The organism is Streptomyces sp. NPDC002032 (genome assembly GCF_042890765.1).
GTDB lineage: Bacteria > Actinomycetota > Actinomycetes > Streptomycetales > Streptomycetaceae > Streptomyces.
In genome coordinates this window covers 936,974-959,725 of record NZ_JBIASM010000001.1, presented here as the reverse complement: position 1 = coordinate 959,725, position 22,752 = coordinate 936,974, and the positions used below count along the sequence as shown (strand labels likewise).

Here is a 22,752-nt window from a genome sequence, read left to right as displayed (position 1 = left end):
TGCACCCGATTCCCGAGCCGAGAGGCACCACCATGGACACGGACGCCCTTCCCCCGCACCCGGACAGCACCCGCATGTCGGTCACCCTGGCGCCGCCGTGCGTCACCACCGTCGCCGAACTGACGGCGGCTTCCGGTGTCAGCAAGTCCGACGTCATCAACCGGGCGATCCTCCTGCTCGGGCTCGTGGAGAGCGAGCGCGCCAAGGGCCACGACCTGATGATCCGTGACACCGAGGGCAACCTGGAGCGCGTGTACATCCTCTGAGCCTCATCCACCGGGTGCAGGCCCCGGCGCGCGGCAACCGGCCGGGCTCCCGCAAGGGGCCCGGCTTGACTCTCTTGTACGGATTCTGAAGAGTCGGCCACATGAACGACACCCTCTTCGCCCTGCCCGTCATCGACCGGCTGTCGCCGTCCCTCACCCGGCGTCTGATCGGCGAGGTCCCGGTCCTGGTCGTCGACCACCCGCGGGTGCGCGGCGCGGTCAGCCTCCAGGGCGGACAGCTGCTCACCTGGCAGCCCACGGGCGGCGCGCCCGGGCTGTGGCTGGGCGAGCGGAACGCCTGGACGGCCGGTACGGCCATCCGCGGCGGCGTGCCCCTGTGCTGGCCGTGGTTCGGCACGGTCGCCAAGCCCTCGCACGGTTTCGCCCGCGTCCTCGACTGGGACCTCGTCTCGCACGAGACGACCGAGGCCGGCGTCGTCCTGGTCCTGCGGCTGGAGGCCTCCGACGTCACGCGCGCGCTGTGGCCGCACGAGTTCACCCTGACCACCCGGATCTCACTCGGCGCGACCTGCGCGATCGACATCGAGGCGACGGGCGAGCACCAGAGCACGGCCGCCCTGCACACCTACCTGGCGGTCGGCTCCCTGGGCGGGGCGACGGTTTCCGGGCTCGGCGGGCACTACCGCGACAACCTCCTGGCGGTGGACGTCCACGACGCCGGGGGCGAGGTGACGCCGACGGGCCACATCGAGCGCGTGTACACCGCGCCGGAGGCGGTCAGCGTGGTCCGCGACGAGGACCTCGGCCGCGTGGTCCGGCTCGCGCACCGGGAGGCGAGCGACGTCGTGGTGTGGAACCCCGGCGCCGAACTGGCCGCGGGCATGGCCGATCTGACGGACGAGGACCACCTGCGCTTCGTGTGCGTGGAGACCGGCCGCGTCAACACCGCGCTGGAGAGCGCCCCCGGACGGCCCGCCCGCCTCGGCGTCACCCTGAGCGTCCTCCCGGAGGCATAGGCCGGTCCTCGACGGCGTGGGCGGCGGCCATCCGGCCGAGGTCGGTGGTGAGCGAGTCGAGCCAGGCCGTGGCGGTGAAGAACAGCGGGGGCGCGTCCCGGGTGGCGTCCGAGGGCTGCGGCCCGTCGTCCGACCACCCGCCGGCGCCCTCGGCCGCGGGGGCGGGACCGCGTCCGCCCCTCGGTACGTCGAAGCGGGCGGCCGCCCGCGCGAAGCCCTCGGCCACCCAGGCACCGTACGCCCGGACGCGGTGGCCCGCGGCCTCGTCGGGCTGCGGGCCCGCGGCGGCGTCCAGGACCCGGTGGGCGCCCCAGAGCACGTGGTGGCCGGCCATGAGGGCGCTCTGCCAGTCGGGGCTGGGGCCGGGCGGGCGCTGGGCCTCGCCCTGGAACTGGGCGTACGCCGTCTCGGCCAGCAGCAGCGCGTGCTGGACGTCCTTGCCCGCTTCGGCGGGGGGCGGTGGCGTCCCCGTGCCCGTCACGGCGCGCGTGACGGCGGCGACCTCCTCGGCGGCGGAGCGCAGCATCCGGGCCACCGAGCGGCCGAGTTCGTCGTGGGCGCCCTTCGGCCAGGCCAGCAGCCCGCAGGTGATGCCGATGACGCTGCCGATGAGCACGTCGAGGAAGCGGACCTCGGCGAGCTGCCAGGTCGCGGGGGCCAGCTGGGCGAAGGCCGTGGCGACGACCAGCGTGAACAGCGCCTGGGTCCAGCCCACGCCCCGTACCGGGCCGATGCAGAACGCGGCCAGCATCAGCGGCGGCAGCAGGATCGCGCACGGGAGCGTCTCCCCGGCCGCGAGGGCGAGGACGGCCCCGGCGGCCAGGGCGCCCAGCAGGGTCCCGATGAGGGCGCTGCGCACGGTGGCCCGGGTCTGGACGGCGGTGGTGCGGGTCAGCGACAGGACGGCGAGCATCGCCCAGAAGCCGTGGGGCAGGGTGTCCAGTCCGGCCACGGTCCGGGCCACGGCCAGCGCCAGGCTGATCCGTACCGCGTTCTGGAAGTGGACGGACCTCGGGCCCGCGTGTCCGGCGAGGCGGATCCACCAGAGCCGCGGTGAGCTCGTGGAGGCGTACCAGAAGCGGCCCTCGTCGGTGTCGGGCACGGCCCCCCGCCCCCGTACGGCGATGCGGGCCGCCCGGCCCAGGACCAGGGCGGCGTCGGCGATCTCCAGCAGGGCGGCGTGGCGCATGCGGTCGGCGGGGGCCGCGGGCTGGAGGGCGGCGGTCCGTGCCCGGGCCGCGCCCAGCGCCCGGGCGGCCGCGTCCTCGGAGGCGGCCGCGTCCTCGGAGGCGGGGGCCGGGGCCGGGGCCGGGCCGCCGGGCGGGACGAGGAGGGCGGCGGTCTCCCGGGCGGAGTCCTCCACGGCGCCGAGCAGCGCCAGTCCGCCGGGACCGGGCGGGGCGGCGGGGCGCGGGACGGGCAGGGCCCGCAGCCGGGCCAGCAGGGTGCGGACTGCCAGGCCGGTGTGCGCCAGCGCGCGTTCGCGCACCTGGGGACCGGCCGGGCGCTCGGCCTCGGGGACACGGGAGGGGCGTACGGCCTCCCCCGCGGCCAGCGCCTGCCGGACGTCGTCCGCCGACAGGGCGTGGGGCGCCGTGCGCAGGGCGGCGGCGCAGCGGGCGGCGGTGCGGACGGCGGCCGCGGCCCGCTCCCGGTAGCCGGGCACGGCCGGGTCGGGCAGGACGTACGCCTCGGCCAGCACGGCCAGCACCATGCCCACGACGGTGCCGGTCAGCCGTTCGCCGAGGGTGTCGGGGGCGTACGGGGGGAAGCAGGGCAGGATGTAGAGCAGTTGGAGTCCGGGGGACGCGCCCGCCGGGCGGGGGCCGGCGGCGGCGATGAAGGCCAGGCAGAAGCCGATGACCAGGGTTCCGGCGACGGCGCTCCAGGTGCGGACGGCGAGGAAGGTGCCGATGGTGACCAGGACGCAGCCCACGGGCACCAGCCGGACCATCACGGCGGCCCGCTGTCTGCCGGTGCCGGGGATCCGGGCCAGGGCGGCCACCGATACCGCGGAGAACAGGGCGTAGGTGGCGCTGACCGGGCGGTCCAGGGCGTAGCGGAACACGTAGAAGCCGATGCAGGCGGCCAGGGTGACGCGGACGGCCCGGCGGGCCGCGCGGGCCGGCGGGTCGGTGCCGTGCCGCAGCCGGTCCAGGGCCCGCGCCGGGGCGGTGCCCTCCGGCGCCGGCCGCCGCGTGCCTTGGCCGGGCCCGGCGGCCGGAACCGCGCCGTGGCCGTCGTCACGGCCGTGGCCGTCGCCGTGCCCGGCGTCCCGGCCGTCGTGCGTCCGTGTTCCCATCGCGACTCCGCCCGACGCGCTCCTGGCTCTCGCGGTCCCGGTTTCAGGGTCCCACCGCGCGGCGCGGACGGCAGCCCCGGGCGCGGGCCCGCCCGGCCCCCCGTGCGGGGGGGGCCGGGCGGGCCGGCGGCCGGGCGGGGTTCAGCTCACCTGGAGGGTCACGTCGTCCACGACGTAGGAGGTCTGCAGCGACTGGTCCTCCGTACCGAGGAACTGCAGGGTGACGGTCTGCCCGGCGAACCGGGAGAGGTCGTAGGACTTCTGCACGTATCCGGCCGTGGCGTCGACGTTGGAGAGGGTCTCCAGGGTCTGGCCGCCGACCGACACGGTGAAGCGGTCGTAGACCACGTTCTCCGTCTCGTCGGTGTCGATGTGCAGGAAGAACGAGAGCCGGTACGAGGAGCAGCCGGCCGGAACCGCCAGGGACTGCGCGGCGCTGTCGGTGTGGGCGGATCCCCAGCCGTTGAGCCAGGCCATGTAGGAGCCGGAGTGCGCGACCTCACCGGCCTGGTTGGTGATGACGCCCGTGGTCGCGTTCCACGGGCTGGTGCCGTCCTCGAAGCCGCCGTTGGCGACGACCTGGGCCGGGGTGCAGGTGCCGCCCCCGCCGGTGACGGTCAGGGTGTAGGTGGTGGTATGGCTGACGGTGCCGGAGCCGGTGACCGTCAGGGTGTAGGTGCCGGGCGTGGTGCTCGCGCCGACCTGGACGGACAGGGTGGCGGAGGCGCCGGACTGCACGGAGGACGGGCTGAGCGAGGCGCTCACCCCGGCCGGGGCGCCGGAGACGGACAGGGCGACGGTCTGGGCGGCGCCGCTGACGGTGGCGGTGTTGACGGTGGCGGTGGTGGTGCCGCCGGGGGCCGCGCTGCCCGCGGCGGGGCTGGTGGCGAGGGAGAAGTCCTGGGCGGGGGCCTGCCCGCCGACGGCCTGCTTCCACACCGTGTACGCGACGCCGTCGGCGCTGCGGTCGAGGACGGTGGCGCTGATGTTGTTCGTGGTGTCGCAGGCGCTGTGGTAGCAGGCGTCGTAGGCGGCGTTCGCGGTGCCGCCCCACTTGGTGGCCTGCTGTGCGGTCTTGCGGGCGCTGGCGCCGGCCGCGTATCCGGAGGTGGCGATGCCGGCCTGCTGGAAGGAGTAGTCGTCGCTGCGGCCCTGGCCCTCGGTGTTCTCCTCGGGGGCGAGGTTCAGGGAGGTCCAGTAGGCCTTCAGGGGGGCGGCGGCGGTGGAGTTGACGTTGTTGATGAAGTAGCCGCCGTTGGTCGAGCCGACCATGTCGAAGTTGTAGTAGGCCTTGATGGCGGTGCGCTGGGCGCTGCTGAGCTGGTTGACGTAGAACTTGGAGCCGTTGAGGCCCTGTTCCTCGTCCGTCCACCAGGCGAAGCGGACGTGCTTGGTCATCGCCGGGTTCTTCTGGGCGAGGACGAGGGCGTTCTCCAGCAGGGTCGCGGAGCCGGAGCCGTTGTCGTTGATGCCGGGGCCGGCCGAGACGCTGTCGAGGTGGGCGCCGAACATGACGGTCTGGTCCGCGGGTCCGCCGGGCCAGTCCGCGATGAGGTTGTTGGACGGGTAGGTGCAGGAGGAGCAGTTCTGCTCGGTGACGGTGTAGCCCGCGGCCGTCAGCTTGCCCTTGATGTAGGCCAGCGACTGGGTGTGGCCGCCGCTCCCGGCGCGCCGGTTGCCGCCGTTCTGGGAGGCGATGGTGCCCAGCTGGGACAGGTGCGCCTGGACGGCGGCCACGTCGATGTCCGGCGGGTCGGTGCCGGGCGTTGTCCCGCCGACGTTGAGCGCGTAGTCGACGGTGTGGGAGAGGGTGGCGCCCTGTCCCTTGACGACGACGGTGGAGGCGCCGGGCGCCGCGTTGGCGGTGGCGGTCAGGGTCAGCACGGAGGACTGGCCGGACTGCACGGTCGCCGGGGCGAAGGAGGCGCTCACCCCGGCCGGCAGGCCGCTCGCGGTGAGGGTGACCTGCTGGGCGCTGCCGGTGGAGGTGGCGGTGGCCACCGTGGTGGTGACGGAGGCGCCCTGCTGGACGGTGCCGGAGGCCGGGTTCAGGGCGAGGGTGAAGTCGCCGTTCTGGCCGCTGGGCGTGCAGGTGGGGTCACCGGTCTGGGCGGGGACGCTGATGGCGTCCCAGGCGGCCTTGGTCTTGGTGAACAGGTCGCAGGTGGCGTCGAGGGACTTGGCGGCGCTGAGGGTGGCGGTGCGGTACTTCTTGTAGGACATGCTGCTGGTCTTGAGCAGCATGCCGCCGTAGAAGATCTTTCCGGCGTTCTGGATGCCGACGCCGGTCAGGGTGCTCTGGTTGCAGGTGCTGCTGGAGGGCTTGCCGCCGCCGGGGCTGGTGCCCTCGGCGAGCAGGTAGAACCAGTGGTTGAGCGGGCCCGCGGCGGCGTGCACCTCGGTGCCGGGTATGGCGGAGCTGTAGCAGGCCGGGTCGTTGTTGACGGCCGGCGGGTTGTACATGTTGCGGATCGGGCCCCGGCCCTGGAGGTTGATGACCTCGCCGACGGTGTAGTCGGGGGTGTCGTACGGGGACGGCTCGTTGACGTACGCCTCGGTCAGCGCGCCGAAGATGTCGCCGGTGCCCTCGCCGAGGCCGGCTTCCTGGCCGCTGGTGCCGCCGGGGGTGTTGGAGTCGATGGCGTGCCCGTACTCGTGGGCCACGACGTCGATGCCGGCGATCCACTCGTTGGCGCTGTTGTGCCCGATGGTGACCGAGCTGCCGTCCCAGTAGGCGTTGAGGTCGCCGAGGCCGACCTTGCCGGGGAAGCTGCGCCCGTTGCCGCTGACGCCGTTGCGGCCCAGCCACTGGCCCAGCATGTCCCACTGCTTCTGGGCGGCGAACATCAGGTCGACGCAGCCGGTCTCCTTGCTGGTGGGGTTGCCGGTGCCCCAGGCGTCGGAGGACTTCGAGAAGACGCTGCCCGAGCTGTAGTCGGCGCAGCTCAGGCCGGTGCGGTTCGGGTCGCGCAGGGTGTACGTGGAACCGGAGGCGGTGGTGTCGATGGCGACCGGGCCGGGGCCGTTCCACTTGCTGTTGCCGGTGCCGGCGACGACCTCGTCGTAGGTGTCCACGACGGCTCCGGTGCGGGCGTCCACGAAGACGTGGAGCCTGCTGGGCGCCTTCTCGGTCCGCCCGGCCAGGACGGTCTCCCAGGCCAGGACCGGCTTGTCGTCCTTGAGGCGGACCACCAGGCGGCTGCTCTCCGCCTTGTCGACCTTGGCGAGCCGGGTCCGGGCGGTGGACTCGGCGTCCTTGGCGCTGACCGTGGGGCGGGTCGCGATGTCGATGCGGACGGAGGAGGCGGACTGCACGGCGCGGATCTTCCCCGCGCCGTCGGCGAGGACGACGGCGTCCGCGCCGACGACGGGGATCCCGCGGTAGCTGCGCTCGTAGGCGACCGAGTAGAGGTCCTTCAGCCACGGGGTGACGAGGCGGCGTTCGTACCGCTCCTGTGAGGAGTTGACCAGGGAGTCGAGGCCGCTGGCGACGGCCCGGTCGGCCGCGGCGACGGCGCGCGCGGCGGGGGTGTCCTGCGCGGCCGCTCCGGGCGGGCGTTCCTGCTGGGCGGCCGAGGCCGTCCCGGTCAGGGCTCCGGCGAGGCTCGCGGTCAGCGCCATGGCCGCCACGCTCGCCGTCCATCTGGTGGGGGGCAACGTCCACTCCGTTCGTGGGGGGGTGTGGGCTCGTTCGCCGCCGAGTATGGGCGTGGACATGACGGGATAGGGACATCCCGGCAGGCATAAGGTCCGGGTTATGGTGCCGTGGCGGGAGGCTGCGTACGCTGCCCGGATGCAGCTGGAGTTGAGGCACCTGCAAGCCCTCTGCCGGATCGCGGAGGCGGGCAGCCTGGGCGGCGCGGCGCGGCGGCTCGGGGTGTCCCAGCCCGCACTGTCGGCCCAGCTGCGCCGCATCGAGGCGGTCACCGGCGGCGCGCTCTTCGTACGCGGCCGGGCCGGTGTACAGCCCACGGCGCTCGGGCAGTTCGTGCTGGCCAAGGCGCGCCGGGTGCTCAGCGAGATGGACGCGCTCGGCGCCGAGGCCCGCGCCCTCGCCCCGGGCGCCCCGCTGCGGCTCGGCTGCATCCTGCTCGTGCTGCTCGACGGACTCCTCGCCGAGACCGACCTGGCCATGTCGGGGCGGGAGATCACGGTCGACCTGGAGGACTCGGTGACCGCGCTGTCCCGGATGCTGGGAGCCGGGCGCTACGACGCGATCGTCTTCGGGGAGGTCAACGACCACGAGGTGCCGCTCCCGCAGGGGGTCCTCGCGCGGACCCTGATCCCGAAGGAGCCGTTCTGCATCCGGCTCTCGGCGCGGCACCCACTGGCCCCGCTGGACCGGATCGACCTCACCGATCTCGCCGGGGAGCCGTGGATGACGCTGGTGGAGGACGACGACGGGGGGCCGGAGGCTTTGGTGGCCGCCTGCGCGAAGGCCGGGTTCAGCCCGCTGCTGCGCTACCGGATCACCGACCGGAAGCTGCACTACGACCTCATCGCGGCGGGCCGGGCCGTCTCCCTGAGCCAGCCGACCGCGCCCGCCGTCGCGGGTACGGTGATGCGTCCGCTGGCCGGGTCACCGGTCACCGGCCGGATCCGTCTCGCCTGGAACCGGGCGGCGCTCTCGGCCCGCCAGGCGGAACTCCTCTACCGCGCGGCGGCCCGCGCGTACGTGGCCAACGTGGGCAACCACCCCTTCCACGAGGCCTGGTGGAACGCCCACCCGGAGCTCCACCCGGCCCTCGACTGACCCGGCCGCAGCGCGGTTGCGGGGGGGCGGGCGTCAGATCACGCGGCCGCCGGTGGGGCCGCCCGTGCCGTGGACGCCGTAGCCGTAGTAGGCACCGAGCTGTTCGCGGTAGCGGGGGTCGGTGAGGTGGTTCTCGCGGATGAAGAGGGGGGCCGCCTTGATCTGGGCCCGGGTGCGGTCGACGAAGACCGTGCGGGCTTCGGCGTCGACGCTCACGACGGTGCTCGCGGGGAGGAGGACCTCCTTGCCGAAGATCCAGACCCCGGTGTCCACGACGAGGTACGCGTCGCCGGCCTCGTCGTTGTGCGCGTCGACCTTGCCGATGCTCCCGTCGGTGGCCTCCACCTTGAATCCGGTCAGGTCGATGCCGTCCCTGCGGCCCGCCGGCGATTTGTAGCTCCACACATGTCCGGTCACGTGAACGCAGCTCCTCCGGTCGGTGGCAGCGGCGGCGCGGGCCGCCGCCGTCCGCCCGTCTGCGTCGTCGTGTGCCCCGCGCCCACGCGGTTCACACGTACGGTCAGACCTTCCTGACCACGGCGGACTTGGGCCGCATCGGGCGGAGCCCCCCGCGGACCCCTGAGCGGAGAGCGGGAAGGGCTCGGTGGCGGCGGACGCGAGGCCGAGGCCCCGCCGTGCAGCTGGGGGCAGGGGGCCGGGGGCAGGGAGCCGGGGACGGTATCAGGAATTTATGCTTCCGCATCGCGCCTCCCCGGTCGCGTCGCGAGGTGCACGCCGATGCGCGGGGATTTTTCCATCTCTTCGCGGACATTTTGCAGAACCGATACGGCGCGGGCCATGCCCCAAGGGTGAAACGCGTGGGGCATCAGAGAAAACTGGTCGGCCGTCAGACCCAGGCAGACAGACCCAGGAACCCACGTCACCGAAAGCAGGACGACCTCCCCAGGTACTAGACCGACCGCTGCACGCACCCGAACGCGGAGGTACCCCGATGCCCGCATCCAGGACCGACTCCCGTAGTTTTCGCACGACGCACCGGCCCGTCCGACGCCCTCCCGGCTCCCGCCTTCCCCGCGCACTCCTGCTCCTCCTCCTGCTGACCGGCGCGAGCGTCGCCGGCCCGGCCGCCCCCGCCGAAGCCGCCCCGTCCTACGGCGCCAGGGCCGTGGCCGTGGCCGCGTCCAAAGAAGGCGCCCCCTACGCACACGGTGCGACCGGGCCCGCCCGCTTCGACTGCTCCGGTCTGACGCTCTACTCCTTCCGGCAGGCCGGCCGCGCCCTGCCCCGCACCGCGGAGGAGCAGTACGAGGACACCGACCACATCCCCCGGGACAAACGGGCCCCGGGAGACCTGGTCTTCTTCCCCGACGGTTCGACCATGGGGCACGTCGGCATCTACGCCGGCGACGACAAGATCTGGCACGCCCCCAGACCCGGCACCCGCGTACGGCTCGAACGGATCTGGAGCGGCAACGTCCGTTACGGCCGCGCCTCGTGATCCCGGCGCCGGGCGGCGGACCCGGTCCGCCGCCCGCCGTCCCGCTACCTCCCCGTGGGGTCGAAGCCCGCGGGGACCTCGTAGATCCTGCCGTCGACGCCCGCCCGGTAGAGCCGGCCCGCCGAGAAGCCCCGGTCACCGTGTCCGTAGGTGACCTGGGTGGACAGGGGCAGCCCCGTCTCCACGGCGCACAGGCTCCCCGACTCGGCCCGCCAGACCTGCCCCGAGGCGTGGGTGGCGATCAGCGGGCGCCCGCGCCCGTCGAGCGTGAGCCCGTCGGGCAGGGCCAGGGCGTCCCACGGCGCGGCGGAGATCCAGCGCACCGGGCGGCCCGGATCCGCGACGGGGATCCGGTACAGGCCGGGGGCCACCGTGGTCTGCACGACGTAGACCTCGGAGCCGTCCGGGGACACGGCGATCCCGTTGGGCTCCCCCACCCGGGCCCAGGCGGGGTCGACGCGCCCGTCCGGGGTGACGCGGCCGATGGTCCGGCCGCCCAGGGTGGTCGTGTACACCGTGCCGTCGGGGGCGAGGGCCACGCCGTCGATGCCGCCGAGCCCGGAGGCGTACGTACGGACCCGGCCGGAGTCGGGGTCGACCAGCAGCAGCTCCGACACCGGGAACAGGCCGCCGGTCAGGGAGTGCGCGAGGTCGTTGCCCGTGCCGACCAGGAGCGTGCCGTCCTCGCGCACGGCGATCCCGCCGTTGGCGCCGATGCCGCCGGTGAGGGCGACGGGGTCGGCGCCGGGGGCGTCGATCCGGTAGACCCGGCCGGTGTAGTACGCCGTCACGAACATCCGGCCCCGCCGGTCGACGGCGATCGACTCGGCCCAGTCCGGGATCCGGGCCACCTCCGCGGGCGCGCCCGCGGCGGTGGCCGCACACGCCGGGGCCGCCTGCGCGGCGCCCGGCGCGCACACCGCCCCCGCCACCGCCGCCAGTACGGCCGCCACCACCACGGCCCGGCGGCGCGGGCCGCGCGGGGCGCTGCGGAACGTCCGGGTCCGGTGCATCGCTTCCATCGGTGTCGGTCCCCCTCCGTGATCGGGCGCTGTGCCCGGCGCAGTATCGGCCTCCCGGCCAGGCCCCGGCCACCCCCCGGGGCCCGCCGCGCGCGGACCGGCCACGGATCCGGCCGGAAGCGGTCCCACGGGCCGCTTCCGCAGGCCACCGGCGCCGTGCCGGGGGCCGCGACGCGCCTCCCGGCCCCGGGGGTGAATCCGCGCAGACCGGGGCAGGTGCCGGGCATGACACCAGCACATGCCGCCGCACTGAAACTCGTACGCCGCCACCGGGAACCGGCCGTCGTCCAGGCGCTGCGCTCGACCGCCGCGGCCGTCGTCTCCTACGTGGTGGCGCTGCACCTCAGCAGTGAGCCGGCCCCGCTCACCGCGCCGCTGACCGCGCTGCTCGTCGTCCAGGTGACGCTGTACTCCACGCTCACCACCGGGGTCCGGCGCGTGAACGCCGTCGTCGCCGGGGTGCTGATCGCGATCGGATTCAGCGCCCTGGTCGGGCTGACCTGGTGGAGCCTCGGCCTGATCATCCTGGCCTCGCTCGTGGTGGGGCGGCTGGTGCGGGCGGGCGAGTTCGTCCCCGAGGTGGCGATCAGCGCCATGCTCGTCCTCGGCGTGACCCAGGTGGCGGACACGGCCTGGGACCGGGTCCTGGAGACGCTGATCGGAGCGGCCGTCGGCCTCGCCTTCAACCTGCTGCTGGCCCCGCCGGTCTGGATCGGGCCCGCCGGCGACTCCCTCACCGACCTCGCCTCCCGCATGAGCACCCTGCTGCTGCACATCGGCGGCGAGACGGGCGGTCCGACCACCGTCGAGCAGGCCGCGGCCCGGCTGCACGAGGCCCGGCGGCTCGACAACGACATCGCCGACGTCGACGCCGCGCTCCGGCAGGCCGAGGACAGCCTGCGGCTGAACCCCAGGGTCCGCGAGGGCCTCCTCTTCCGGCTCGTGCTGCGCACCGGTCTGGACACCCTGGAGATCTGTGCGGTGGTGCTGCGCGTCTCCTGCCGCACGCTCACCGACCTGGCCAAGACCCGGCGCGGCGACGAGCAGCCCTTTCCGCCCCCGGTCGCCGAAGCCCTGCGCGAGCTGTACGGGCACACCGCCGCGGCCGTGGAGGCCTTCGCCCGCCTGATCACGGCACAGGTCAGCTCGAACGCGGAGGAAGCCGAGACGCTGCTCATCCAGGAGCTCGACACCGCCCGGCAGAGCCGGGACCGGCTGGCGGCGCTGCTGCCCGGGGAGATCACCCGCCATCCCGGGAAGTGGCAGCTGTACGGGGCGCTGCTGGCGGAGGCCGACCGGGTGCTGGACGAGCTCAGCGTCGACAAGCGCTCGGAGCGGCTGCTGGAGGAGCTGGACCGGCACGCGCGCGCCCGGCGCGAACGCCACCCGTGGCTGCGCCGCCCGGCCCGGCTCCCGCGCCGCGTCCGCCGGGGCCGGTCAGCCGGGGACGCGGAGCGCGAGCGGGAGCGGGAGCAGGCCAGGGACCGCGCCTGAGGAGCCCGAGGAGCCTGAGGAGCCCGAGGAGGCGTCCCCCGCGCGGCTGCGGGCCGCCCGGTCAGCCGGGGATCAGCACCAGGGGACGATGGTGTAGTTGTGCACGTAGCGCGCCGACACCCAGCCGGGACGGCCGTGCAGCCGGTACCAGATGTCGTTGCCCTCCACCCACACGGACTCGGTCTGGCACGCCAGCTTGACCTTCTGCCACGGGTCGAGCGTCCCGACCACCTTGGCGCCGGTGTTCGCGTGCGCGCGGACCTTCAGCCCCGTGTGGCTCACGACCAGGCCGTCGGCGGGCGAGGACGTCGCCAGCGCGGTCCCGGTGAAGAGCGCGACCGCGGCGACGGCCGCCGGTCCCGACCACGCGATCCTCCTGAGCATGCGCATCTGCCTCTCCCATCTCCGCGGCCACCGCGGCGCGTGTTCCGGGCGCCGGGCACGGCGCCGACAACGACCCTGCGCCGCCCGCGCCCGTTCGGCCGTCCGGCACACCGCGCGGTGCCCCGATCGGCGGACGTCCGGAGCCGGTGTTATGAGTGGAGGATGGACGCACCCGCCTCCCCCGAAGAGCGGTCCCGGTACGGCCGCGCACAGCGCAAGCGGCTGCCGCGCTCGGCCCACGCCCGCACGCCGGCGCCGGACGCGCGGGCCGACCCGCTGGCGGTGCTGGCGGCGCAGGGCGAGGGCAGGGTGGCGGAGCTGCTGCCCCTGCGGTACGCCCGGATGGCCGCGGGACCCTTCCCGTTCCTGCGCGGAGCGGCGGCGGTGATGGCCGCCGACCTGGGGGCGGACGAGCACACCGGGCTGCTGGTGCAGCTGTGCGGGGACGCCCACCTGCTGAACTTCGGGCTGTACGCCTCGCCGGAACGCTCCCTGCTGTTCGATCTGAACGACTTCGACGAGACCCTGCCCGGCCCCTTCGAGTGGGACGTCAAACGGCTGGCGGCGAGCGTGGCCGTCGCCGCCCGGGCCAACGGCCACGGCGACGCGGCCGCCCTGCGGGCCGCGGAGGCGGCCGCGGCCACCTACCGGCGGACGCTGCGCCGGCTGGCCGGACTCGGCGAACTCGCCGTCTGGTACGAGCGGGTGGACAGCGCGGAGGTGCTGCCGCTGGTGCGCCACCGCCATCGCGAGCGGGTCGCGGCCGCCCTGGAGCGGGCCCGGCGGCGCACCAGCCTGCAAGCGCTGGGGAAGCTGACGGAGGTGGTGGACGGCCGGCTGCGGATCCGCCGCGATCCGCCGTTGCTGGAGCCGGTCGGCGAGCTGGACGACGCCACGGTGCGGCAGGTGTTCGCCGACTACCGGGATTCGCTGCCGGAGGAGCGGCGCGAGCTGATGGACCGGTTCCAGGTGGTGGACGTGGCCCGCAAGGTGGTGGGCGTCGGCAGTGTGGGGACGCGTTGCTTCGTGGTGCTGCTGACCGGGCGGGACGCGGGCGACCCGCTGTTCCTCCAGATCAAGGAGGCGGGACCGGCGGTGCTGGAGCCGTACGCGGGAGCCTCCCGGCACCGGCACGCCGGACACCGGGTGGTGGCCGGGCAGCGGCTGCTCCAGGCGGCGGCCGACATCTTCCTCGGCTGGGCAACCGGCCCGGGGGGCCGGCAGTTCTACTGGCGGCAGCTGCGCGACATGAAGGGCTCGGCCGACGTCACCGACATGGATCCGGGCCTGCTGGAGGAGTACGCGCGGCTGTGCGGCCGGACCCTGGCCCGCGCGCACGCCCGGACCGGTGACCGGATCGCGATCGCCGGCTATCTGGGCGCCGGGGACACCTTCGACCGGGCCGTGGGCCGTTTCGCGATGGGCTACGCCGACCTCACGCTCGCCGACCACGCCGCGCTGACGGCGGCCCTGACCGACAGCCCGGTGCCTTCGCACGGGGCCCGCCCCGCGGGCGGGACGGCGGGCGGGACGGCGGCCCGGCCGGCGCGCTGACGTTTGCGCGGCCGGATCTGGGTCAGACGAGGGGCATACGTTGTCCCCGTCCGCAGGGAGTGATCAGCCGTGGCGAAGAACGAGAAGGGCAAGGCCAAGGCCGAGCAGGCCAAGGGCAAGCTCAAGGAGACGGCCGGCCGCGCCGTGGGCAACGAGCGCCTCACGGCCGAGGGCCGGGCCGAGCAGGCCAAGGGCGACGCCCGCCAGGCCAAGGAGAAGATGAAGGACATCTTCAAGCACTGAAGTCGTGGTCGAGCGACGACGGCACGACAGCGGTACCGGCAGCGCGGAAGTGCTCCGGCCCCGCGTGCGCCGTGGTCCCGCAGCCCCGGGGTTGCGGGACCACGGCGCACGTGCGTGCGGGGGGCGTGCCGGGGAGCGCGGCCCGCCCTTCCCGCGCCCGGTGACGCCGTGGCGACGCTCCGGTGAGGGCGGCCCGGCTCCCGGTCGACACGCCGTGACGGCCGGGGGAGAGTGGAGAGGGGCGGGCAGCACCGTACGGCCCGCTTCTTCCCTTCCCCTCGACATCCGATGGGAGCACCCTCATGTACCGACGCACCCGACGCGCCGTGGTCACGTCCCTGCTCGTCTCCTCGGTGGTATGCGGTGGCACCGTCGTCCTCGCGCCGGCCGCCGGCGCGGCGGTCCCGGCCGCCAGCTGCACGGTCACGCCCGGGCCGAACGACACGTACGTCACCATCTCCGGCGAGGGGTTCACGGCGCCGCGCAAGCTCAACGACGGCGAGTCCACCGAGGACCTGGCGATAGGGCCGGACGGCACCTTCCTCGTGAAGCGGTTCCAGAAGAACGTCGACTACACGGTCCTCGCGGTCAACGAGAACCAGAACTTCATCTTCGTGAACTGCAAGAGGGTGGGGACGACGGCGACTCCGAACCCGCAGAACCCGCAGAACACCACCCCGGCCCAGCCCGGTTCCCGGCGCGACATCGCCCAGGGACGCGCGGCCGGCACCCAGGCGGGCGCGGCCGCGGCGGCCAACAGCTGCGCGACGAAGCCGGTGGCGGACAAGAGCGGTCAGCAGCACAGCGACGCCTACTGGCAGGCCTGGAGCCAGGCGGCCAACCGCTCCTTCAACCGGGTCTGCCACACCAACCGCTGAGCCGGCCCCAGTGCCCCGGCGTCCCCGGCGGGCGGGCCGAGCCGCGTTCCGGACGCGTGGTCTCTCCACCCCTCACGTCTGTGAGGGGTGGAGCACCGCTCGCCGGAAGGCATCGAGACCGGCGGTGTCCGCTCCCCGCTCCCGCTCGGCGGGGACTCCGGCGGCCAGGACGTAGAGGGCGGTCTCGGCTATTCCGTCCACGCCGAGGGCGCCTTCGAGCTCGCTGTCGCGGAAGGCCAGGGTCTGGAAGGGGCCCAGGCCCAGCGCGGTGGCGGTGAGGGCGAAGGTCTGCCCGAGGTGCCCGGCGTTCATCAGCATCACCCGGTAGGCGCGGGGCGCCCGGTACTTGCTGCTCATCCGCTCCACCACGGCGGTCACGAACACGGTGATCGCGGCCTCGGCGACGGCTTCCTGGCCGAAGCTGAGGTGCGCCGCCCGTTCCCGCGTGAAGTCGGGGTCCAGCAGCTCCAGCGAGTGTTCGAGCACGTTGTAGTGGTAAAGGCCCGGGGTGACGCCTTCGACCGCGAAGACGCCGATGTACGCCTCCAGTTCCTGGCGCGAGCCGCCGGCGGCGCTGGTGCGCTTCATGAGGGCGCCGAAGTCCTGGCCGTCGAGGAACTCGCTGGGGCCGAACACCATCGCGAGCAGTCCCGACAGCACCGGGAGGGGCAGGTCGACCTGCTGGAAGCTGCGGTGGGTGCGGCGCTGGTAGAGCGTCCGGACGAATCCGGCGTCCACGTCCAGGGGCGCGCGGGGCAACAGGATCCGGTCCGCGCCGGGGTAGTTCTTGAACAGCGCGGGCCGCTTTCCGGCCCGGAAGTCGTCGTTGACTTCCGGGGATTCGGTGTAGTCGGCGTCCTTGCTGGCGAAGTGCAGGGCGCCCGCCTCCGGCGACCAGGTCTCCCATTCCCCGGCCAGCCGCGCGTCGCGTTCGCTCTCGTCGGCGGGGAGCAGGAATCCGAGGGAGTGCAGTTCGGCCACGGCGGCGCGGCAGGAATCCGGATCGTGGTCCGGGAATTCCTTCAGGGCCTCGTCCGCGGTGGTCCAGTCGGTGAAGGCGGCGAGGATGTCGGCCGCCATGGGCGCGAGCGAGACCTCCGTACCGGTGAGGTAGTTCTGGATGACGAACGAGCCGTCACGCCAGTAGCAGAGGAGGTTGTGCGCGCGGCGCAGCAGCATGGGGGCTCCTTGGTGACCGGGGGCCGGGTTCACCGGCCCCCGCCCGGTCTTCTCGACGTGTCAGCGCTGGTAGTGGACCTTGATGGTGCGCGCCTGGACGGTCTTGACGGAGAGCTCGATCTTCTTCATGGAATGCTCCTTCTTCTCTTTCGGATTCCGCTTCGGTTTCGGCTCGGGGGTTTCCTTTTCCCTCCGCCGCTGTTGATGACCATGCTGCCGCTGTTGCGCGGGGCGGCCAAGTCACGTGATTCCGGGACCGGTTGGCCGGTTGGCCGGTTGGCCGGTTGCCCGGTGGGCCCGGGTCAGACGACGTCGTAGAAATCCCGGCCGTCGAGATAGCGGACGGTGGCGAGGTCGCGCAGCACGCTTTCCAGTACGTCGTGGCGCAGTTCCACGAGCAGGGGGTACGTGAGGTCGTTGACGGTGGGCACGATCCGGTCGCCGCTGCGCACGAATTCCCGTACGCCGACGAAGCTCTCCAGTTTCTTCAGTTCCTCCAGACCCGGGTAGGACCTGAGGGTGCCTTCGACGGGCGAGATCATCGGCGCTCCCGCGACGAACTGCTTGACCTCGTAGCGCTCCCGGTGGCGGGCCAGGAACCGGTCGGGGCGGACGTAGGCGTCGGCCGTCCAGTTCAGCTGGGACTCGCCGGTCGCCGTCCGAGCGTAGTGCGCGGTGCTCCCGCCGCCCATGCGGGCCGCGGCCTCGATCACGCACGGGCCGGACGGGGTCAGCTTGATCTGGACGTGGGCGGGCCCGTGCCGGATGTCCAGGGCGTCCAGGACCTGTTCGCAGTACTCGACGACCAGGTCGGTCCGTTCACCCTCGTACGGGAGCAGCACCATGCCGTCACAGAGGTCGAGGACGCCGTTGGCGGTGATGTGCGTCGAGGTCCAGATGTCGCACACGTGGTGCTTGCCGTCCCGGCTGACCATGTTGACCGCGAACTCCTGGCCGGCGAGGTACTCCTGGGCCAGGACCAGGTCGTTGCGTTCCGAGAAGAGGTTGTCGGTGCCGACCAGGGACTCGTAGGCGCGGACCGCCTGTTCGGGGGTGTCGCAGTAGTGGATCCCGTCGCTGCCCGCGCTGCTGAGGGGCTTGACCACGACCCTGCCGCCCAGTTCGCGGTGCCAGGCCTCCAGTTGGGCGGAGTCCTCGATCAGGAGCTGGCGTGCTCCGCGCAGACCGGCGGCCTTGATCTTCTCGACCATCACGTACTTGTCGCGGCGGGCGAGGCTGCCTTCGGTGCCGTTCGTCGCCAGCCCCAGCCGTTCGCTCAGCAGGTCCGCGAAGGCGACCCCGTACTCGCTGTCGGGGACGACCGCGACCGGGGCGTACGGGGCGAGCGCGCGCAGGGTCTCCTCCACGTCGCCGTGGTGGACCACTTCGGCCGCGAAGCCGGTGGGCACGACCGAGGCGTAGAACTCCGGCCGTACGGGCGTGCTCTGCACGTGGACGGACGCGTATCCGCATGCCTCGAAGGCGCCGACCAGGCCGCCGGAGCGGCAGGTGGGACTCGCGTCGACGAGGACGACGTAACCGTTTGTCACCATGGGTTCCCATCTGTGCTGGTGTTGCCGCGCGGCCGGCCGGGGCCGGCGGGCGGGGAGGGGGCGAGCCAGACGGCCGCGTGCGCCGCGAGGGTGTCGCCGCCCGACGGTTCGCTGGAGATCAGGACGGTGTGCCCGGCGGGCAGGGGCACCGGACGGGCGGAGAAGTTCACCACGCAGAGGAGGGCGTCCCCGCGCCGGAAGGCGAGGACGTCCTCGCCGGCCTCGACCCAGCGGAAGGCCCCGTCGCGGAAGGCGGCGAGGGAACGGCGCAGGCCCACGGCCCGGCGGTAGAGCCACAGCGGGGAGGCGGGGTCCGCTTCCTGTGCCTCGACCGTGTACGGGGCCCAGTTCCCGGGCTGCGGGAGCCAGGGCGGCGTTCCCGGCGGGCCGAACCCGTAGGGCGGTGCCTGCCCGGACCAGGGCAGCGGGACGCGGCAGCCGTCCCGGCCGGGGTTCTCGCCGTGCGAGCGGAAGTGGACCGGGTCGCGGCGGGCCTGCGGAGGAAGGTCCTCCACCTCGGGGAGCCCGAGCTCCTCGCCCTGGTAGAGATAGACGGAGCCGGGCAGGGCCAGGGTGAGCAGGGCCGCCGCGCGGGCGCGCCGGGTCCCGAGGGCGAGGTCCGTGGGGATGCCGGCGGCGACGGTGGCGAAGTCGAAGGAGGTGTCCGCCCTGCCGTACCGGGTGACGGTACGGGTGACGTCGTGGTTGCACAGCACCCAGCTCGCGGGGGCCGCGGCCAGGCCGCCGGCGGCGAGCGAGGCGTCGATGGTCTCCCGCATCCGGGCCGCTTCCCAGGGGCTGCCCAGGAAGGCGAAGTTGAAGGCGGCGTGGAGTTCGTCGGGGCGCAGGTAGCGGGCCAGCCGTGCCGCGTCCCGGATCCAGATCTCGCCGATGAGGACGCGCTCGTCCGGATAGGAGGCGGCGATCCGGCGCCACGCGCGGTAGATGTCGTGCAGTTCCTCGCGGTCGACGTACGGGTGCGGCGCCCCGCTCGCGACCGTGGCGAGGTCGGGCAGGGCCGGGTCCTTGGCCAGCAGGTTGGCGGAGTCGACCCTGATCCCGGCGACGCCCCGGTCGAACCAGAAGCGCAGCACCGACTCGAACTCGGCACGCACGGCGGGGTGGTTCCAGTCGAGGTCCGGCTGGTCGGGGGTGAAGAGGTGGAGGTACCACTCCCCCGGCTTCCCGTCGGCGTCGGTGGTCCTGGTCCAGGCCGGTCCGCCGAACTCGGAACGCCAGTCGTTGGGCGGCAGTTCGCCCGACTCCCCCCGGCCGGGCCGGAAGTGGAACCGGTCGCGCTCGGGGCTGCCCGCGGGGGCGGCGAGGGCGGCCCGGAACCACGGGTGCCGCACGGAGAGGTGGTTGGGGACGATGTCGACGACCACGGCGAGGTCCAGGGCGCGGGCCTCGGCGATGAACAGCTCGGCCTCGGCCAGGGTGCCGAACGCGGGGTCGATGTCCCGGTAGTCGGCGACGTCGTACCCGCCGTCGGCCATGGGCGAGCGGTACCAGGGGGTGATCCACAGCGCGTCGACGCCCAGGGCGGCCAGGTGGGGCAGCCGGGCCCGGAGCCCGGCCAGGTCCCCCGTGCCGTCGCCGTCGCCGTCGGCGAAGCTGCGCGGGTAGACCTGGTAGACCACGGCGTGCCACCACCAGCCGCGCGGCTGCCGTGGCGATCGCGTTGCGTGCACCGTCGATGTCCTTTACGCGCCGGGGCCGACTCTGACAGGGCGGGCCGTACGGGCCTCAGCCCGCGGACCGGACCACGCGCGCCGGGTTGCCCACGGCGACGACGCCGGCCGGGAGGTCCTTGGTGACGACGCTGCCGGCCCCGACGACCGTGTCGGGGCCGATCGTGACGCCGGGCAGGACGATGACGCCGCCGCCGAGCCAGGCGCCGTCGCCGATCGTGATGGGTTTCGCGCTCTCCCACGCGCCGCGGCGCAGTTCGGCGGATTCGGGGTGGTTGGCGGTGTACAGCTGGCAGCGGGGTCCCATGCGGACGTCGGCGCCGATGGTGATCGGCGCGCAGTCGAGGAGGACCGCGTCGAAGTTGATCCGGGAGCGGTCCCCGATCTCGATGAAGAACCCGAACTCGCACAGGAACCGGGGCACCACCCGTACACCGCTGCCCACGCCGCCCAGCAGCTCCCGCAGGATCCGGTCCCGTTCGGGCTGGGCGGACAGCGCGGTGGCGTTGAAGCGGTCGAGGAAGTCCTCGCACCGCTTGCGGTAGGGCCGCAGGGCCGGTTCTCCCGCCAGGTAGGGCTCTCCCGCGGCCATGCGGGCCCGGACCGCGCCGATCGTGTCTCCGGGGTCCCCGGGGTCCCCGGTCATCGCGGCTTGATGCCGACGACCATGGACTCCGGGCCCGCCAGGTGCTGGACCCTGGTGTCGGTGAAACCGCAGTCGCGCATCCAGCCGGTGCAGTCGGCGCCCGTGTAGTCGAAGCCCTGCGGGACTTCCATGTGCATGATGAGGCTGAGGATCAGACCGATGGCGTTGTCACGCCGTTCGTCGTCGATGAGGGTCTCGTAGACCAGGACCGCGCCGCCCGGGGGCAGGGCTTCGTAGGCCTTGCGCAGCAGGAGGCGCTTCTCCTCCAGGCCCCAGTTGTGCAGGACGTGCCCGAGGACGATGACGTCCGCGCGGGGCAGGTCGTCCGTGAAGAAGTCGCCCTCGCGGAAGGTCTGCCGGCCGCTGAGGCCGTGGCCCTCGGTGTAGGCGAGGAAGCCCTCCCGGGTGGGCGCCAGGTCGAAGCCGGTCGCGGTGAGGTGGGGGTGGCGCAGCAGGACCCGGGTGGACAGGGCGCCTTCCGCGCAGCCGATGTCGGCGAGGGAGCGGTACCGCTCCCACGGGAAGGACTCCGCTATGGCGCGCGCGGAGTCGATGCTCAGGGCCGTCATATCGCGCTGGAAGGAGCGGACCGAACCGGCGGCGTAGAGGGAGGCGTAGTAGTCCCGGCCGGTGGTGGCTCCGCCGAGGGCTTCGCCCGTGCGCAGGACGCGGGTGAGGTCGTCGGCCATTCCGGGGCTGCGCGCGAGGAAGCTGCCGCCGAGGTAGGCCTCTTGTTTCGCGGGATCGAGGTATTCCATGGAGGCCGGGGAGTTCGCGTAGCTCCCCGCCTGCTTCTTCAGGAGGCCGAGGGCCACCAGGGCGTCGAAGAAGTCGTCCGCGACGCGGGCGTCGACTCCGGCGCGGCCGGCCAGTTCCCCGGATGCCAGGGGACCGTCGGCGAGTTGGGTGAAGACTCCGAGCTCCAGTGCGCTCAGCATGGTCTTCGTTTTCCAGTGCGCCCACATCAGGTCGACGACCGGTTGTGCGGAAGTCATGCCCGGAACCTCCTTCGTGCTCGGAAATCGTGTGCGCCGGTCGATCGGGGGCCGGGTGTCCCGGCCCCCGATCGCGGTCACCGGTGGATCAGCGCTGGTAGTGGATCTTGATGGTGCGGGCCTGGACGGTCTTGGCGGCGAGCTCGATCTTCTTCATGGGGAATCTCCTTCGTCGTGGGATGGAACTTTTCTCTCGTCCGCGGCTTCCGGGGCTTTTCGCTTTCCGTTCGCTGCTGACAGGTATTACTTTGCCGGGGTCGTCTCACGCGGCCAAGTCACGTGATTCCGGGACCGGCAGGGCCGCGGGGGCGGCCGGCTGCGCCGCGCACATGGCAAGGAAAGCCAGCTGGACGCGGGTCGTCGCGCCCGTCTTCCCGCGGATGCGCCGCAGGTAGGTGTCGACGGTGTGGACGCTCAGGCCCATGCGGCGCGCGATGGTGCAGTAGGTGTGGCCGCCGGCCAGGTGCACGAGGACCTCGCGCTCGCGCCGCGACAGCATGGAAACGGTTTCCTGAATGTTCTCGATCATCACGGAACCTCGAATTCCTTCACGCGGACAAAGCGGATGCGGATAAGGGGGATACGGATCGGGGGGATGGGGATCGGGGTGATGGGGACGGGAATGCGTCCGGGGGGAAGGCGGGCGCACGGGCCGGCCCGGTGAATTCCACGGCCGACAGATCGGGCACGACGTGGTCGGCACGTCCGTAGTCCAGGCTCCGGGTCAGGGCGGTGGGCACCGCGATGACCGTCATGCCGGCGGCCCGTGCGGCCTCGACACCGGTGAGCGAGTCCTCGACGGCCAGGCAGCTGCCGGGAGCGGCCCCCAGGGCCGCGGCCGCCTTGAGGTACGCCTCGGGGTCCGGTTTGCGGCGGGCGACGTCGTCACCGGTGACGACGGCGTCGAAACGGCGGCCGAGGCCGTAGTGCCGCAGCCACCGGCGCACCCACTCGCCGTCCGAGGACGAGGCCACGGCGAGGCGCAGCCCGGCGGCCCGGGCCCGCTCCAGGGTCCCGGGCACGCCCGGCAGCAGCCTGACGTGTTCGGGCGTCATGTAGCGCTCCCACAGCGCCTCCAGCCGCGCCCGCAGCAGGGTGTCGTCGGGTTGCGGTCCGCCGCCGCCCAGAGCGCGCAGACGGGCGAAGAGCCGCGGGTAGCCGTCGGGGCGCCCGCAGACCTCGCGGGCCCACAGTCCGTGCGGCAGCCGGTGGCCGTGCTCCGCGAACAGGGCCTCGCAGGCGAGGTGGTCGGGGCGGACCGAGTCCACCAGGGTGCCGTCGAGGTCGAAGATCACGGCTTGGTGCCGGCCGGCCACGCCGGGCGGCGTCGTCGCTCTCACCGGGTGTCCACCGCCT

The 22,752-nt window shown here is 73.5% G+C and carries 20 protein-coding genes; 8 read left to right on the top strand and 12 right to left on the bottom strand.

The annotated features are described in order from the left end of the window. Positions 1-32: 32 nt before the first annotated feature. Both ACFYYT_RS03895 and ACFYYT_RS03890 read left to right on the top strand, forming a co-directional pair. A complete protein-coding gene (locus ACFYYT_RS03895) occupies positions 33-266 on the top strand; it encodes a hypothetical protein (protein WP_351830457.1) in 234 nt (77 codons plus the stop codon). A gap of 101 nt (positions 267-367) precedes the next feature. Continuing rightward, positions 368-1,243 carry a D-hexose-6-phosphate mutarotase gene (locus ACFYYT_RS03890; protein ID WP_351830456.1) on the top strand — a complete coding sequence of 292 codons (876 nt, stop codon included), beginning with the start codon at positions 368-370 and terminating at the stop codon, positions 1,241-1,243. Here the strand turns inward: ACFYYT_RS03890 and ACFYYT_RS03885 are convergent. Both ACFYYT_RS03885 and ACFYYT_RS03880 read right to left on the bottom strand, forming a co-directional pair. After that, positions 1,215-3,545 (bottom strand): FUSC family protein, encoded by a 2,331-nt coding sequence (locus tag ACFYYT_RS03885; RefSeq protein ID WP_388606867.1) that lies wholly within the window; start codon positions 3,543-3,545, stop codon positions 1,215-1,217. The two genes, ACFYYT_RS03890 and ACFYYT_RS03885, sit on opposite strands and share 29 nt — an antisense overlap. A 141-nt stretch (positions 3,546-3,686) precedes the next feature. Then, positions 3,687-7,166, bottom strand: coding sequence for a M28 family peptidase (locus ACFYYT_RS03880; protein ID WP_351825604.1), 3,480 nt, complete (start codon positions 7,164-7,166; stop codon positions 3,687-3,689). 172 nt (positions 7,167-7,338) lie between these two features. On the opposite strand from ACFYYT_RS03880, the gene ACFYYT_RS03875 reads away from it, so the two are divergent. Further along, positions 7,339-8,298 (top strand): LysR family transcriptional regulator, encoded by a 960-nt coding sequence (locus ACFYYT_RS03875; RefSeq protein ID WP_351825533.1) that lies wholly within the window; start codon positions 7,339-7,341, stop codon positions 8,296-8,298. Positions 8,299-8,331: 33 nt separating this feature from the next. Here the strand turns inward: ACFYYT_RS03875 and ACFYYT_RS03870 are convergent, their stop codons facing one another. After that, positions 8,332-8,715, bottom strand: a complete 384-nt coding sequence (locus ACFYYT_RS03870; RefSeq protein WP_351825535.1) for a PRC-barrel domain containing protein — start codon at positions 8,713-8,715, stop codon at positions 8,332-8,334. Between the two features lie 535 nt (positions 8,716-9,250). On the opposite strand from ACFYYT_RS03870, the gene ACFYYT_RS03865 reads away from it, so the two are divergent. Beyond that, positions 9,251-9,757, top strand: a complete 507-nt coding sequence (locus tag ACFYYT_RS03865; protein WP_351825537.1) for a C40 family peptidase — start codon at positions 9,251-9,253, stop codon at positions 9,755-9,757. 44 nt (positions 9,758-9,801) lie between these two features. Here the strand turns inward: ACFYYT_RS03865 and ACFYYT_RS03860 are convergent, their stop codons facing one another. Beyond that, positions 9,802-10,779 (bottom strand): SMP-30/gluconolactonase/LRE family protein, encoded by a 978-nt coding sequence (locus ACFYYT_RS03860; protein WP_351825539.1) that lies wholly within the window; start codon positions 10,777-10,779, stop codon positions 9,802-9,804. 225 nt (positions 10,780-11,004) lie between these two features. Here ACFYYT_RS03860 and ACFYYT_RS03855 point away from each other — a divergent pair, with 225 nt between their 5' ends. After that, positions 11,005-12,273, top strand: a complete 1,269-nt coding sequence (locus ACFYYT_RS03855) for an FUSC family protein (RefSeq protein WP_351825541.1) — start codon at positions 11,005-11,007, stop codon at positions 12,271-12,273. Between the two features lie 72 nt (positions 12,274-12,345). Here ACFYYT_RS03855 and ACFYYT_RS03850 read toward each other — a convergent pair whose 3' ends face one another. Beyond that, positions 12,346-12,663: an SH3 domain-containing protein gene (locus ACFYYT_RS03850; RefSeq protein ID WP_351825543.1), complete on the bottom strand. Its 318-nt coding sequence runs from the start codon at positions 12,661-12,663 to the stop codon at positions 12,346-12,348. Positions 12,664-12,819: 156 nt separating this feature from the next. Here ACFYYT_RS03850 and ACFYYT_RS03845 point away from each other — a divergent pair, with 156 nt between their 5' ends. From ACFYYT_RS03845 to ACFYYT_RS03835, 3 genes are all read left to right on the top strand, one after another. Beyond that, positions 12,820-14,211, top strand: a complete 1,392-nt coding sequence (locus ACFYYT_RS03845; protein WP_351825544.1) for a DUF2252 domain-containing protein — start codon at positions 12,820-12,822, stop codon at positions 14,209-14,211. A gap of 69 nt (positions 14,212-14,280) precedes the next feature. Continuing rightward, positions 14,281-14,454, top strand: coding sequence for a CsbD family protein (locus tag ACFYYT_RS03840; protein WP_351825546.1), 174 nt, complete (start codon positions 14,281-14,283; stop codon positions 14,452-14,454). 302 nt (positions 14,455-14,756) lie between these two features. Then, a complete protein-coding gene (locus ACFYYT_RS03835; protein WP_351825548.1) occupies positions 14,757-15,332 on the top strand; it encodes a hypothetical protein in 576 nt (191 codons plus the stop codon). Between the two features lie 72 nt (positions 15,333-15,404). Here the strand turns inward: ACFYYT_RS03835 and ACFYYT_RS03830 are convergent, their stop codons facing one another. The 7 genes from ACFYYT_RS03830 to ACFYYT_RS03800 form a co-directional block, all read right to left on the bottom strand. Further along, positions 15,405-16,511, bottom strand: a complete 1,107-nt coding sequence (locus tag ACFYYT_RS03830; RefSeq protein ID WP_351825550.1) for a SagB/ThcOx family dehydrogenase — start codon at positions 16,509-16,511, stop codon at positions 15,405-15,407. Between the two features lie 302 nt (positions 16,512-16,813). Beyond that, complete coding sequence (locus ACFYYT_RS03825; protein WP_351825552.1) at positions 16,814-18,064, bottom strand: ATP-grasp domain-containing protein; 1,251 nt, start codon at positions 18,062-18,064, stop codon at positions 16,814-16,816. Further along, positions 18,058-19,755 (bottom strand): glycoside hydrolase family 13 protein, encoded by a 1,698-nt coding sequence (locus ACFYYT_RS03820; RefSeq protein ID WP_351825554.1) that lies wholly within the window; start codon positions 19,753-19,755, stop codon positions 18,058-18,060. Before ACFYYT_RS03820 ends, ACFYYT_RS03825 begins: the two co-directional genes overlap by 7 nt. Before the next feature lie 55 nt (positions 19,756-19,810). Further along, the gene (locus ACFYYT_RS03815) at positions 19,811-20,401 is read right to left on the bottom strand and encodes a sugar O-acetyltransferase (RefSeq protein WP_351825556.1); all 591 of its coding nucleotides are present in this window, start codon (positions 20,399-20,401) and stop codon (positions 19,811-19,813) included. Next, on the bottom strand, positions 20,398-21,396 hold the full coding sequence (locus ACFYYT_RS03810) for a methyltransferase (protein ID WP_351825558.1): 999 nt from the start codon (positions 21,394-21,396) through the stop codon (positions 20,398-20,400). The genes ACFYYT_RS03815 and ACFYYT_RS03810 overlap by 4 nt, the downstream gene beginning before the upstream one ends. Positions 21,397-21,658: 262 nt before the next feature. Beyond that, positions 21,659-21,925 (bottom strand): helix-turn-helix transcriptional regulator, encoded by a 267-nt coding sequence (locus ACFYYT_RS03805; protein WP_351825606.1) that lies wholly within the window; start codon positions 21,923-21,925, stop codon positions 21,659-21,661. Between the two features lie 19 nt (positions 21,926-21,944). Continuing rightward, positions 21,945-22,736, bottom strand: coding sequence for an HAD family phosphatase (locus ACFYYT_RS03800; RefSeq protein ID WP_351825560.1), 792 nt, complete (start codon positions 22,734-22,736; stop codon positions 21,945-21,947). Positions 22,737-22,752: the final 16 nt, after the last annotated feature.

Bases quoted from the DNA above. Each gene is read 5' to 3' on its own strand.
- ACFYYT_RS03855 (WP_351825541.1), top strand. From the start codon at position 11,005: ATGACACCAGCACATGCCGCCGCACTGAAACTCGTACGCCGCCACCGG.
- ACFYYT_RS03875 (WP_351825533.1), top strand. From the start codon at position 7,339: ATGCAGCTGGAGTTGAGGCACCTGCAAGCCCTCTGCCGGATCGCGGAG.
- ACFYYT_RS03810 (WP_351825558.1), bottom strand. From the start codon at position 21,396: ATGACTTCCGCACAACCGGTCGTCGACCTGATGTGGGCGCACTGGAAA.
- ACFYYT_RS03865 (WP_351825537.1), top strand. From the start codon at position 9,251: ATGCCCGCATCCAGGACCGACTCCCGTAGTTTTCGCACGACGCACCGG.
- ACFYYT_RS03860 (WP_351825539.1), bottom strand. From the start codon at position 10,779: ATGGAAGCGATGCACCGGACCCGGACGTTCCGCAGCGCCCCGCGCGGC.
- ACFYYT_RS03830 (WP_351825550.1), bottom strand. From the start codon at position 16,511: ATGCTGCTGCGCCGCGCGCACAACCTCCTCTGCTACTGGCGTGACGGC.
- ACFYYT_RS03885 (WP_388606867.1), bottom strand. From the start codon at position 3,545: ATGGGAACACGGACGCACGACGGCCGGGACGCCGGGCACGGCGACGGC.
- ACFYYT_RS03890 (WP_351830456.1), top strand. From the start codon at position 368: ATGAACGACACCCTCTTCGCCCTGCCCGTCATCGACCGGCTGTCGCCG.
- ACFYYT_RS03880 (WP_351825604.1), bottom strand. From the start codon at position 7,166: ATGGCGCTGACCGCGAGCCTCGCCGGAGCCCTGACCGGGACGGCCTCG.
- ACFYYT_RS03845 (WP_351825544.1), top strand. From the start codon at position 12,820: ATGGACGCACCCGCCTCCCCCGAAGAGCGGTCCCGGTACGGCCGCGCA.
- ACFYYT_RS03835 (WP_351825548.1), top strand. From the start codon at position 14,757: ATGTACCGACGCACCCGACGCGCCGTGGTCACGTCCCTGCTCGTCTCC.
- ACFYYT_RS03850 (WP_351825543.1), bottom strand. From the start codon at position 12,663: ATGCGCATGCTCAGGAGGATCGCGTGGTCGGGACCGGCGGCCGTCGCC.
- ACFYYT_RS03805 (WP_351825606.1), bottom strand. From the start codon at position 21,925: ATGATCGAGAACATTCAGGAAACCGTTTCCATGCTGTCGCGGCGCGAG.
- ACFYYT_RS03895 (WP_351830457.1), top strand. From the start codon at position 33: ATGGACACGGACGCCCTTCCCCCGCACCCGGACAGCACCCGCATGTCG.
- ACFYYT_RS03825 (WP_351825552.1), bottom strand. From the start codon at position 18,064: ATGGTGACAAACGGTTACGTCGTCCTCGTCGACGCGAGTCCCACCTGC.
- ACFYYT_RS03815 (WP_351825556.1), bottom strand. From the start codon at position 20,401: ATGACCGGGGACCCCGGGGACCCCGGAGACACGATCGGCGCGGTCCGG.